The organism is Butyrivibrio sp. VCD2006 (genome assembly GCF_000423925.1).
GTDB lineage: Bacteria > Bacillota > Clostridia > Lachnospirales > Lachnospiraceae > Butyrivibrio.
In genome coordinates this window covers 44,129-57,838 of sequence record NZ_AUIX01000027.1, presented here as the reverse complement: position 1 = coordinate 57,838, position 13,710 = coordinate 44,129, and the positions used below count along the sequence as shown (strand labels likewise).

Annotated in this window: 9 protein-coding genes; 1 reads left to right on the top strand and 8 read right to left on the bottom strand. The window is 42.0% G+C overall.

Annotation, left to right across the window (positions count from 1 at the left end):
* Positions 1-42: 42 nt before the first annotated feature.
* A complete protein-coding gene (locus G586_RS0111655) occupies positions 43-1,896 on the bottom strand; it encodes an ABC-F family ATP-binding cassette domain-containing protein (RefSeq protein ID WP_026527897.1) in 1,854 nt (617 codons plus the stop codon).
* Between the two features lie 229 nt (positions 1,897-2,125).
* On the opposite strand from G586_RS0111655, the gene G586_RS22790 reads away from it, so the two are divergent.
* Entirely contained in the window at positions 2,126-3,451 is a 1,326-nt protein-coding gene (locus G586_RS22790) for an MFS transporter (RefSeq protein WP_051204751.1), read from the top strand.
* A gap of 82 nt (positions 3,452-3,533) precedes the next feature.
* Here G586_RS22790 and G586_RS0111645 read toward each other — a convergent pair whose 3' ends face one another.
* The 7 genes from G586_RS0111645 to G586_RS22785 form a co-directional block, all read right to left on the bottom strand.
* A complete protein-coding gene (locus tag G586_RS0111645; protein ID WP_026527896.1) occupies positions 3,534-5,132 on the bottom strand; it encodes an alpha-L-arabinofuranosidase C-terminal domain-containing protein in 1,599 nt (532 codons plus the stop codon).
* A 219-nt stretch (positions 5,133-5,351) separates the two neighbouring features.
* The gene (locus G586_RS0111640) at positions 5,352-6,131 is read right to left on the bottom strand and encodes a Cof-type HAD-IIB family hydrolase (protein WP_026527895.1); all 780 of its coding nucleotides are present in this window, start codon (positions 6,129-6,131) and stop codon (positions 5,352-5,354) included.
* Between the two features lie 80 nt (positions 6,132-6,211).
* Positions 6,212-7,378 (bottom strand): substrate-binding domain-containing protein, encoded by a 1,167-nt coding sequence (locus G586_RS0111635; RefSeq protein WP_026527894.1) that lies wholly within the window; start codon positions 7,376-7,378, stop codon positions 6,212-6,214.
* 117 nt (positions 7,379-7,495) lie between these two features.
* A complete protein-coding gene (locus G586_RS0111630) occupies positions 7,496-8,716 on the bottom strand; it encodes a sugar ABC transporter permease (RefSeq protein WP_026527893.1) in 1,221 nt (406 codons plus the stop codon).
* 35 nt (positions 8,717-8,751) lie between these two features.
* Positions 8,752-10,287, bottom strand: a complete 1,536-nt coding sequence (locus G586_RS0111625; RefSeq protein WP_035773126.1) for a sugar ABC transporter ATP-binding protein — start codon at positions 10,285-10,287, stop codon at positions 8,752-8,754.
* A gap of 54 nt (positions 10,288-10,341) precedes the next feature.
* Complete coding sequence (locus G586_RS0111620; RefSeq protein ID WP_026527891.1) at positions 10,342-11,562, bottom strand: ROK family transcriptional regulator; 1,221 nt, start codon at positions 11,560-11,562, stop codon at positions 10,342-10,344.
* A gap of 389 nt (positions 11,563-11,951) precedes the next feature.
* Positions 11,952-13,592: a glycoside hydrolase family 9 protein gene (locus G586_RS22785; RefSeq protein WP_051204750.1), complete on the bottom strand. Its 1,641-nt coding sequence runs from the start codon at positions 13,590-13,592 to the stop codon at positions 11,952-11,954.
* Positions 13,593-13,710 lie beyond the last annotated feature (118 nt).

The following is a 13,710-nucleotide window of genomic DNA, read 5'->3' as shown; positions in this document are numbered from 1 at the left end:
AGATACAGCATGACATAAAGGAAATGACAATTCAATGTATATCTATTTATTATTCTGAAAGCTATCAACCATCTCCTGAAGCTCGACGTACCTGTCCATTTTTCTCTCTATCTCGGCATCCACTTCTTCTTTTTCTTTACTGAGTGCCATGAGCTTTGGATAGTCGGTAGCCGCCTGTGCTATCTGAGTTTCAAGTTCTGCGCTCTTTTCCTCAAGCGCTTCTATTTCTGATTCTATGTTATCATACTCCTTCTGCTCCTTAAATGAGAGTTTGGTCTTCTCTCTTGGAGCGCGGTATTTGCCCTTGGCAGTCATATTTTCAGCTTGAGCATTACTGTCACCGGAGGCTGCATTGCTGCCTTTTGCTGCTTTTCCTTTTGCATCAGAGTCGCTTCCTCCAGCAATCCCTTCTTCTTTTTTGTGAAGGAGATAATCAGAGTAACCGCCTTCGCTCTGATAAAGACTTCCGTCCTCTTCGAATGCGAAAATGCGTGTAACAACACGATCAAGAAAGTATCTGTCATGACTTACGGTAATGATAATTCCCGCAAAGCCGTCCAGATAATCCTCAAGAATTCTGAGGGTCTGAATATCCAGGTCATTTGTAGGCTCGTCCAAAATTATTACATTTGGCTGTTCCATAAGAACCCGCAAAAGATATAGTCTTCTCTTTTCACCACCTGAAAGCTTGGAAATCGGTGCATACTGCATTTCAGGATTAAAGAGGAACCTGTCGCACATAACAGATGCTGAGGTAAGTCCATCCGTTGTTCTGATGAATTCCGCCGTATCTCTTATGTAATCGATCACCCTCTTACTTTCATCAAGAGCTTCATTCTCCTGCCCGAAGTAACCAATCTTTATAGTCTGTCCGATTTCAACTGTTCCTTCATCGGGAGTCACATCACCAATAATGCATTTAAGAAGAGTAGACTTACCGCAGCCGTTAGGTCCGATAATTCCTATTCTGTCCAGCTTATTGAATATATATGAAAAGTTTTTAAAAAGTGTTTTGCCTTCATAGGCCTTGGAAATCCCTTCAAGAATTATGGTCTTGTTTCCCATTCTTGTAGGAAGCGAAGAAAGCTCAATCTGTCTCTCTTCCTCAGGACGCTGCCTGTCGCGGAGTGCTTCAAATCTCTGGATATGAGCCTTCTGCTTGGTAGACCTCGCTCTCGCACCTCTAAGCATCCAGGCCAGATCCTTTCTGTAAAGAGAAGCCGCTTTTCTCTCGGCAGCCTGCTCGTAATCAAGGCGCTGCTGTTTTAGCTCAAGAAATCCCGAATAATTGGATTCATATCGATACACACTACCCTTGTCAATTTCCAGGATTGAATTAGTCACCTCATCAAGGAAATATCTGTCGTGGGTTATCATAAGAAGTGCGCCTCTAAAGTGCTGCAGGAAATCCTCAAGCCACTCGATCATATCAGAATCAAGATGGTTAGTAGGCTCATCCAAAATCAAAAGATCAGAAGGCGTCATGATAGCAGCAACAAGAGCAGCTCTTTTCTTCTGTCCGCCTGACAATATGGATGATTTGCACTCAGGATCATCGATTCCGAATTTGGCGAGGTTAGCCTTTATTTCGCCCATTTTATCCCAGTGGTCACCACCTGCATAGATTTTGTCTGCGATGTTCTGAAGCAGGGTCTTATCCGTATCAAATTCAGGATTCTGTGGAAGATATGAAATACGAAGGCCATTACTTACTATGACCTTCCCGCTATCTGGTGAAGTCACTCCTGCAACAATGGAAAGAAGTGTTGATTTACCAGTTCCATTGGTACCTACCACGCCAATTTTGTCTGTGTCGCTTATTCCTACGGAAATCCCACTAAGAACAGGCTTTGACATATATGATTTTGATACGTTTTCTACATTTAAAATATTCATAAGCCTCTGCCATATTTACTTTAAAATTTTTTAATTTGGGCTAAATCCCAAGTGTGTTTTTTCATGCCATAAAACTAAGTAATATTAGCATGCCACAACTATTTTGTAAAAATCTCTCTGATTATTGTAAAATCTATATATAAATTTGATAAGATGATAGTTTTATAAATTACCGTTTCAGCACACTGACCTTGAGAAAACATATAAGCACATGTGGGGGAATAACAATATGAATACAGAATCTTCAAGAGAAAAAGTTACATTCTGGTCACTTATCTGGCTATTGGGACTTGCAGGGCAGCTGTGCTGGAACATGGAAAACCAGTGGTTTAACACATTCGTCTACGCCAAAATTGCTAAGGATCCCACAATTATTTCCTGGATGCTTGCAATATCGGCTGCCGCCACTACTGTTTCAACCTTTCTTTTTGGCTGCATCTCAGACAGAAAAGAAAACCGCAAAAGTCTTGTTTCTATCGGCTATATTCTCTGGGGAATTTTTACAATTCTTTTCGGTACAACAGAATTCATTAAGACGTCCGGAAATGAAAAAAGCTCTATCATCGGTGTTGCCTTCGCCGTGATAGCAGCTGATGCTATTATGAGTTTCTTTGGATCCATGGGAAATGATATCGGATTCAATGCATGGATAAACGATCATATGACTATGCAAAACGCCGGTGCTCTTGGAGCTGCCATCGCCGTGCAGCCTGTAATAGGCACTATTGTCGGCACAATCCTTGGTGGTCTTCTTGTTGGCGCTGACGATAATTACATGCGCCTCTTTACCGTTATTGGTGGAAGCGTCATTATCCTGGGTCTGTTTTCTTTGTTTTGCATGAAGGATTCTGAAAATCTCATGCCTTCTATAAAAGGCACCTTCTCAGAACAATTCTTTTCTATATTCAACGTAAAAGAGTATCTTAAACACAGAGAGCTTGTATTTGTAAACCTCATGCTGGCTGTTTACTTCATATCCTTCAATGTGTATTTTTCTCATCTTGGAAATTTCATGATCTATTATCTTGGATTTACTGCTGACACCATGGGGCTCATTGAAGGCATAGGACTTCTTGTGGCAATGCTGACCACTATCCCTGCTATTAAACTAATTCAGGCAGACAAATCATCGCTTATAGTGCTTTCCTCCCTTTTGGTTAATTCTATCGGACTTCTGATCATAGGTCTTATGGTATCGCCATCAAATGTCAATCCCGATAGCATCTGGAATCCGCATCTTCTTGCAGGCGTTCTGTTCGTGGGAATCGGCTACATCCTGTTCTTACAAACAGTCACAGTGTGGTCAAAAAGACTTTACCCCGAGGATGCCCGCGGACAATTTGAAGGGATCAGAATCATATTCTATGTCCTGATCCCCATGGTAGTAGCACCTTTAATTTCTAATCCTATTATAAAAAGAAGTGGCGAATTCGTGGATGAATATGGTTTTACCGAGTATTTACCCACAAATACGCTATTCCTTGCAGGAGTGATTATAGTGCTCCTCACTCTTATCCCGCTCCTTGCTGCAACTAAGGAGCATAAGCGTACCTGACACTTTTTGTGGCACTTTAAAGGCCACCTTTGGTGGTGAGGGTTTGTAGACCACTTTCATTTTGGTCCTATAACCCCATCCCTCAGCCTTCAAACACATACACGTTCCAGGAAAGAGGCTTTACATACTGCTTGAACTCGCCGTTTTCAAACTTGTAGTTTTCTTCCTTTTCAGGAGCAATGCGCTCATCGTTCTCATAGGTGTTCTTTAATTCCATATCATCTGTATGCATGCTATAAGCTGCTACAGGTTTATAGCCCTCAAAGCCCTTAAGGTCAACTGTGAGAGGATATTCTGCATCTTCATTTCTGTTGATAACAAATACTGTAAGTCTCTTATTTTCTGCATCCCATGCGCTGGCAGCATCAATATAGTTAACGCCCTCTTTTCCGGTGTACTGTGATGTATCCTCGATGGCATAGCCGGGCATATCGTAGGTCTCAGATTCAACCTTAGTATCAAGGGATACTCCCTTGGCATATTCCATGAGCTGCATATATACATAGTGAGAAGCAGATCTCCAAACGTGATCGTGGTTTGAAGCAGCAAGTGCTGAAAGTCCGCCTGTCATGCAACCTATCTTAACTCTGTCAGCGTGCCTTAGAAGTGCAAGCTGAATAGATGCCATGGAAAGTGCATGGATCATATCACCGCCCGGGAACTGACGATCAGGCATATTGTCAGGATCATGCAGAATATATCTTCTCTCAGGATCGAAACGATAGTGGTTTCTCGCCATATTGTATCTGCCATAGCCGGGGTGCAATGGCTGAAGGGGTCTCTGCATTGCTCCATACTCATCAAAGGAGAGCATCACCTGCTTGGGTGATCTGTGCTTGGAAGCCACATAGTCAATCATCGCAATCTCAGTATTGATGAAGTCTTCATAATATAAAGAACCACCAAGAAGTGCCTTGATGTCTCCGGGTTCTGCACTATGATAGTGATGAATAGATACATAATCAACTACGTCGTAGCACTTGTCCAAAACTTCCTGATCCCATGCAGGGAATCCCTCCATGAAGGGAGCTGATGATCCGCACACTGCCGTCTTAATTGATTCATCAATCCACTTTATCGCCTTTGAAGTTTCAAGAACCTTATGTCCATAGCCTTCAGGATTCTTATCCCATGCACCAAGCTGCCAGGGACCATCCATCTCATTGCCAAGATACCACATCTTTACATTATAAGGATCTTCGTGGCCATTCTTCTTACGAAGGTCTGACCAGTAGGTGCCACCTTCATGGTTGGTATATTCCACAAGATCCATTGCATCCTGGATTGTTCCTGTACCCATATTAACTGTGTAAAGAGGCTCTGTTCCCACCTTTTCAGCCCACTGCAGATATTCATCATGTCCCACATCATTTAAAATATACTGATGCCACGCAGGATCCAGGTGAGTCTTTCTGTCCTCCATAGGACCAATCGAATCCTTCCACTGCCATGCAGAAACAAAATTACCTCCCGGCATCCTGACTGCAGGAAGTCCTGTGAGTTTCAATGCATCAATAAAGTCTCTTCTGAATCCCTGCTCATCAGCCGTAGGATGCTTGGGATTAAACATGGTTCCGTTTACCATTGTTCCAATCGGCTCAAGGAAAGCCGAAAAGAGCTTTTCCGAAATATCACCCACTTTATAGGCCGGGTGCACTGTAACCTTAGCATTTTGCGCCATATTAAATACCTCTCTTTACCCCAAAACTCTGTATTAAAAAGCCCCTCATGCATTACATATTAGAATGTAACACACAAGGAGCTTTAAACTCTTAAACAATATTGTCGTAAACATACCAATTCTTGCTACTTTTAAGAGAGTCAGGGGAAGTCAGCGACCAGTCGGGGACCAGTCAGGGGGACGGTTCTCGACTGGTCCCTGACTGCCCCCTGACTCAAATCACAGTAACTTCAGCACCTTCGCAATCCCATCATGGTCATTGTCCTCTGTGATGTGCTCAAAACGCTTCTTTAATTCATCAGGTGCATTGCCCATAAGGACGCCCAGACCCGCCAAATCAAGCATTTCAACATCATTATAGTTATCACCGAATGCTACCACTTCGTCAGTGTCAATATTTAAGGTATCACAGTACCTTTTTACAGAATCTGCTTTGTTTACATCCTTATTCATTATTTCCAAAAGGATGTCTGACGATTTAACAGCATTTACTTCAGGAAAATGCTTCCTGATGGTCAGTTCAATATCATCAATTTCATCCGGATTACACATGCACAGGATTTTGTGAACCACTTCGCCTTCCTTCAAGAATTCAATTGATCCTTCAGAGGCTTTAACTTCTACTATGGATTCTTCCCTTCGGACTCTTGCGTCATCCCTGGATTTTACGATCCATTTATCCCCTGCAAAAATATTCCATGCTACAGACATTTTTTCCGATTCAATAAAATCAATTATCCTCTTAGCAAGTGGTATCTCTAATCCGTTTTGGTAAATGATATTTCTGTCTTCATCCTGAATAAGTGCACCACTAAAAGCAATAATGGCAGAGTCAAAGCCATTTTTTTCCAAAATGGGGTATATCCCGGAAGGACTTCTGGCAGAAACAATTACAAAAGGAATCTTAAGATCAAGTATTGCTTTTCTGGTCAGATCCGTTACCCTGTGCTCTGAATTCACTAATGTTCCATCCACATCACAAAATATAATTTTATACATAAATAACCTCTAATTGATGGACCAAAAAGACTGGTGAGAGCATCTAATACTCACACCAGTCTCGTCTTCTTAATTATTTATCAGTCTTTCAGAAGAGCCATACGATCAGGATCGTTAGCAAATACTTCCTTGATGTTATCCTTTTTAACAACTGTGGGATCAAGCTCGTAGATCGGAACTTCAATCTTACCATTATCAGTAGCTACATCTGTAGCGGGCATGCCTTCACCCTTCTGAAGCGAGTTGATGATCTCGATTGACTTAGCAACAAGATCCTGTGTAGGCTTTGCAACTGTGCAGTACTGCTTACCCTGCCATACCCATTCAACTGACTCGTTCTCAGCATCAAGACCTGTTACTACAGGATTAGGCTGGCCAGCATCTTCACAAGCAGTAACGATTGCTCTTGCAATACCATCGTTAGGAGAAAGAACGCCGTCGATTTCCTTGTCACTGTAGTTACCTGCAAGAAGTGAATCCATACGCTTCTGAGCCTTTGCATTGTCCCAGTCCTCAGTAGCACACTGTGTGAACTCTGTCTGTCCGGATACAATTACGATGTTACCTGCATCGATTTCAGGCTGAAGAACTGACATAGCACCCTTAAAGAAATTAGGAGCGTTAGGATCAGCAGGGCCGCCACCAAAGAGCTCTACGTTGTAAGGGCCATCGCCTTTCTCAGCCTTAAGGCCATCAAGGAGAGCCTGTCCCTGTAATTCACCGGTACGAACACTACCGAACTGAACAACGCCGTCTACTGCCGCTGTATTCTCGATAAGTCGGTCATATCCGATTACATAAACACCTGCATCCTTTGCTTTCTCAAGAACGCTGCCAAGCTGAGTTCCGTCGATAGGTCCTACAACGATAACCTTAGCACCATTCTCAATCATGGACTCGATCTGCTGTTGCTGCTGAGGAACCTTCTGATCAGCCGCCTGAACTATTGCCTTGTAACCGGCTTTTTCGAGTTCTTCTGTAAACATTGTCTCAGCTTCTTTCCAGTTCTGAGTTCCAAGCCAGGGAAGTGAAACGCCTATTGTTGCACCTTCCTCAAAGCCTTCTGTAGCGGTAGCTGTTTCTGTAGCTTCGCCTTCAGAATCAGAAGCTGTGTCTTGTGTTGTAGCTTCAGTTTTTTTCTCATCAGATGTGTTTGTTGATCCTTCACGACCTGAACCACATCCTACAAGTGTTGTGGTTGCAAGTACTACTGACAACATCATTGCCATTATCTTTCTCTTTTGCATAATTCTCCTCCTTAGTGAGCATTACCTTTTTTATTTAAGGCCTGCAGGCAGCGCTACCTGCAGGTGATTCCTTACATATTTTTGTTTTTCTGTCCTTAATAATTTTTCTCTAAAAACTTATTTCTTTTCTGTTTCCTTTGAAGGGAAAAGTCTTCCTATAATTGATGCCTTTCCTGTCTTCTTGTTGTAAACATCAAATGCTACTGCAAGAAGAAGAACCAGACCTTTGATAACCTGTGTCTTATCAGCACCTACACCCATAAGCATCAGACCATTGTTCAAAACTGCCATAACCATTCCACCGACCATAGTTGCGAGGATGGTTCCAACACCACCGGATACTGCTGCTCCACCGATAAATACCGAAGCGATTGCATCCATTTCCCACTGTGTTCCGTCTGCAGGACCTGCTGCCGTTGATCTTCCAACGAAAAGAATTCCTGCAACTGCTGCCAGCATTGACATATTCATCATAGTAAGGAAATATGTGCGGCTTACATTTACACCTGAAAGAGCTGCTGCACTCTTGTTTCCACCTACTGCATAAATGTGACGACCAAATCTGGTTTTCTGTGTAATGATGTGATAAACGATAACCAGAATAAGAAGAATAAGTCCGGGTATCGGGAATGATGTCCCCTCTCTTCCTGTGCCATATAACCATGTGAAGTAAGCGATAATTGCTGATACCAGCACGATTCTGGTTACTACAGCCCACATAGGCTGCTTCTGTCCGGATATTTCTCCGGAGTGCTTGTACTTCCTAAGTTCAAAATAAATGAAAGCTACAATTCCTATAATTCCCAAAAGCAGTGTTGAGTTATTCATTCCTGTAAAAGCAGGTCCCCACTCAGGCATGTAGCCCGCGCCGAAAAATCTTAGTTCATCGGGAGCCGGTACTGAGATTGACTGTGAAATCCAGATAACCAGTCCTCTGAACATCATCATACTTCCCAGTGTTGTGATGAATCCGGGTATTCCAAGCTTTGCAAGGAAGAATCCGTTCCATGCTCCTACGAGCGCTCCTATTGCCAGAGCTATAAGAACTGCCACAAACCAGTTGAGATTGAAATCATGTGCGACCTTTGCCATAACCATTCCGGCAAATCCTGCCACACTACCAACTGACAGATCAATCTGTCCTATTACAATTACCATTAGCATTCCCAGTGCCAGGATCAGGACATATGCATTACCTGACAAGAGATTCTGGAAATTGGAAGAAGTAAGCATTCTTCCATCAGATATAATGTTGAAAACCAAGATCAGTACTACCAGAGCCAGAACCATCGTATACTGACGAAGATCTTCCCCTAAAACCTTTTTTATAACTTTCATGACTATAAAACCCTTTCCTGAATTGTTTTTAGTTTTTATGCGGATGTAACTGTCATTCGCTTCATCAGTGATTCCTGATCGGCTTCGCTCGCCATCAGCTCTCCTGTTATACTTCCCTCGAAGATTGTGTATATTCTGTCTACCACTCCCAAAAGCTCAGGAAGCTCAGAAGATACCATAATTACTGCTTTCCCCTGATCTGCAAGCTCATGTATCAGCTTGTAAATCTCATATTTAGCACCTACATCGATTCCTCTTGTAGGTTCATCCAGAATCAGCACGTCGGGCTCTGTGAACATCCATTTAGAAAGAACTACCTTTTGCTGATTACCACCTGATAAGGTGCTTACACCAACACCAACATCTTTGCATTTAATGCGAAGTGCTTTTTTGTATTCCTCAGATGCTGCAAGCTCTTTTGCCGAATCAAGAAGTCCTCCCGTAAGTATCTTCTTCATATTGGCTGAAACAATTGTCTTCTTTATGCTGTCCAGAAGATTCAGGCCAAGGTTCTTACGATCCTCAGGAACATAAGCAATGCCATTCTCTATCGCAGCTTCAACAGATGTCAGCTTTACTTCCTTGCCTTTGAGCTTTATTGTTCCGCTCTTGTAGATTCCGTAGTTACGTCCGAATAATGAACGCATCAGCTCTGTTCTTCCGGCACCCATAAGTCCTGCAAAACCGACAATCTCACCTGCTCTTACATAAAATGATGAATTTTTGCATACCATTCTGCCTTCGACTTCGGGATCCTCAACACACCAATCCTTAACCTCGAAAATCACCTCACCAGGATTCGATGTATGCTCAGGATATCTGTTCTCTATAGAACGTCCAACCATGGACTTGATTATCTTGTTTTCATCAACCTGTCCTGCTACTACCTCGTAGCTCTCCACCGTCTGACCATCACGGATAACCGTAACCGCATCTGAAATTGCTGCAATCTCATTCAATTTGTGGGAGATCATGATACAGGTTATGCCTTTTTCCTTAAGACCTCTCATAAGTTCAAGGAGGTTCGCGGAATCGTCTTCGTTCAAAGCCGATGTAGGTTCATCCAGAATCAGCAGTTTAACATTCTTAGAGAGAGCCTTCGCTATCTCTACAAGCTGCTGCTGACCTACACCAAGATGCTTGATAAGTGTATCCGGGCTGACTGAAAGTCCAACCTTTTTCAGCAATTCAACTGTCCTTCTTCGCTGTTCATTCCAGTCGATAAGACCACTCTTTGTCAGCTCATTTCCCATGAAAATGTTCTCGGTAATTGAGAGCTCCGGAATCATCGTGAGCTCCTGATGGATAATCGCGATTCCCGCCTGTTCAGATTCCTTTATGTTTCGGAACTTCATTTCCCTGCCATCAAAAATTATCTGTCCGTCATAAGAACCGTAAGGATAAACTCCTGACAAAACTTTCATCAATGTAGACTTTCCGGCACCGTTCTCACCACATATGGAGTGAATCGAATCTCTTGTGACTTCAAGTGTTACATCCGAAAGGGCTTTCACCCCGGGAAATTCCTTTGTAATTCCTCGCATTTCCAGAATTAAAGGATTTTCATTCATTACTTCCTTCAACCTCCTCTAGTTTGCTAAATATCTAAGAAAAGTTTTCTTAACTTATTTTGCCGTAAGATACTGACTGGGCTTTCCCAAAACCTTATCAGTTGCAATTGCTGCAGCTCCGTAAAGAGTAGGGTCAACGCTCAGCTCCGACATCACTATATCAACCTGTGAATACAGTTCCGGAATTGTTCTCTCCTCAACGATTCTTTTTATTTCAGGTAAAAGAATATCCGATGCCTTGGAAATTACATCACCGATAACTATAATGTCCGGATTATACGAATTTATAAGCGTTACACATCCATAAGCTATATATCCCGCCATTTCATTCATGAGCTCTGTTACCACTTCATTGCCATCTCTTGCAGCTTTAAATATGAGTTCATACTCATCAGCTCTCTTCAGCTTTTTATCTGTGAATAATGACGGTACTGCTTTCTTTGCTCTGTTAAGCAGTGCCTGCGTCGAGGAATAAAGCTCCAGGCATCCGTAGTTCCCACATTCGCATCTGGGTCCGTTGACATCTATACTTATGTGTCCGATCTCACTTGCAGCTCCCAGTTTTCCCAGCAGAATCTCTTCATTCACAACTATTCCGGAACCGACACCCTCTCCCATCAGGAAATATGCCAGGGTATTCATGGGCTTCTTATGATTTCCGAACCACCACTCTGCCATTGCTCCGGCATTAGCATCCTGTTCTATGAAAACCGGTTTGCTAAACTCATTCTCAAATTCCCTTACAAAATTCACATCATGCCAGGCAAGCATTCGTGAAACAATTGCTATATGTCCTTCATTTCTAAGGTAAGGACCGGGAACTGCCATTCCAATCGCAACAACATCCTCATATTTATCCAGATAATATCGAATTTGTTTTTTCATATCCTTCAGGACGATTGCCGGATCTTTCTCTATATCGAATTCTGTTTCTGTCTGTTCGTAGAACTTGCCGGATATATCAAACATCCCGATTGTGTACATATGTCTTTGAAATTTCACTCCCACAACCAGGTTGTTTTCCGAGTTGAGCTTCAGCCCGATTGCCCGTCGATTTCCATTCCCCTTTACAATTCCGGATTCTATTACAATTCCTTCATCTATGAGCTGAGCAACTATTTTTGTTATGGAAGCCTGTGTAAGTCCTGTCATCTTTGCCAGTTCAGCTCTCGAACAAATTTCATTCTGTTTTTCTTTTTGGTGAATAATCTTAACTATCTGAGCTCTATGCGCTTCGTTAAGATCACTGTTATTGATTATTGGATTCTTAACCAATTTATAATCATCCCCTAATAAAACTTTGTTTATGTTTCAGCCGTTAATATATTAACTTTGTTAATATATTATGCACATTTATACCTAAGGTCAATACATAATCAGTTTTCATTGTAAATATTGTATACTTACACTAACCGCATTCCCCTTTTTTGGTAATTTTTCACATATAACACTTTAAACCTTCATGTAATAATCCCAAAAAAGCCCTCAAAATAGGCAATATTCATCAAATTACATCAAAATAACGCAAAATATCACTCAAACTCAATCAAAAAAAGTAAAAAGAAAAGCCAAGGGTCAGTCAAGGGGACGGTTCTTCTGACTTAATTAACCATAAGGTTAATCAAGTCAGAAGAACCGTCCCCTTTTGACTGAACCTTGACTTATTATTTCAAAAGACCTGCCATAACAAATACCAATGGTGAATTCCAGTAAATAGTGATTTCATTTAATGAGTAGCAACCAACATCGTCTAAGTAGCACTTCATGGGAGCTGTATCCTTCGGAAGTGTCTGTGCCTTTTCATCTTGAAGTCCCGAGTTGGGGCCTCCGGATACAAGTCCCGGCCATGGCTCATCAATACCATCTACAGCAGTAGGACGAAGGTGTGGATTCCTGTATGCCTTCTCTCCATTACCTGTAACATAGCTGACATCCATACTATTGCAGCCAAGCAGGTAATCAAGTCCTGAAGTAAGTACCTTCTTATATTCATCCTTCGGATCAAGGAGTCCTGCAACAGTGAGAACCATCATATACTTAAGAACTTCCATATTGCTGCCCCAGATAAAATCGCTCTTTAGCATGCAGAGATTAAAGCCGTTCTCAGACGCATTTTTACATAATCTCTCTGCTTCCTCCAAAATACTGTTTTTGGAAAGCTCTTTAAGCTCACTATCCTCTCCTGTAAGGAGCATTGAAAGAGAACCAAAACCGGCCACATCAGTCCATCCAAAGCAGGTAAAGATATTACCCTGATAGAACTTGAAGGAGTCCTCCTTATCATATGCTGCAACCTTGTCACGTAGTGCAAGAGCATCGTCGTAGTATTTCTTATCCCCCGTAGCTTCATATAAAGAGCAGGCTGCCCAATATCTATTTGAAAAATCCTCGGGTTCCGGATATTCACCGGTATTTGATCCTTCAGCATTTTTGAAAAGAAGGGGCTCAGGATTAGACTGCAGCCATTCATATGCCTTAAGTGACTTCTCCATAAGAAGATCAGCATATTTGCTGTCATAATCTTTGTAAACAACTGATGCAAGTGCAAAAACAGCAGCAATATCAGCTGTCGCAAGAGAAGATACGCTAAATAAGAATAACTCAGCTTTATCCTCCTCAGGCATGATAAAATCAGCATGATTGAAGGTTGTAACCTTATGCCACACAGAACCGTTTTCGCGCTGCATCTTCATAAGGAAATCAAGCTCGACCTTTACTTCCGCCAAAATGTCAGGGAGTTCTCCCTTTTCACATTTCTCAGAAGGAATGTCGAATTTCACATCCAAAAGGTTATTAAAGAATCTCACTCCATAAAGAAGATGTGCCACTGCTACAGCTCCGGCAGTTGAGTATCTTCCATAGTCTCCTGCATCATGCCATCCGCCGCATACATCCACAGGATCTGTGTCCTCACCGTAAACGGTAGCCTTTGTAAGATGACAGGGCTCGTGGTAATATTCACCGGCAAACTCCTTGCTAAGTCCATGTCCACATCTAAGATAATAGAAGCATTTGCATATATCGTGCATCAGCTTATCATAGCTTTTTTCGGAAATATCAAAGCTGACACTCTCTGCATCTCCTGCTACGACCTTATATTTTCCCTGACCGGTAAAAGAGCTAAAGTCAGCAATATAAGTATCTTCACCTGAGATTTCATCCGTTCCGAAATGACTTGTTTTCCCCTCAAATACTATCTTCTGATTTTCATCAACAAGTTTGAAATCCGGGCTTTCAAAGTTAAGAACAGCCTTCTTGTCACAATTTGGTAAAAAACCAACCTGATTAGTAAATATTTTTCCCATAATCTTCTATTTCCTTCTCAAAGCTCTTATAAATCAGTAAAATTTCTCATACCAGAAAATCTTAATACAAAAAATCCTGTCAGGCAATCAGCTACCTGACAGGATAAGAAAAATATTA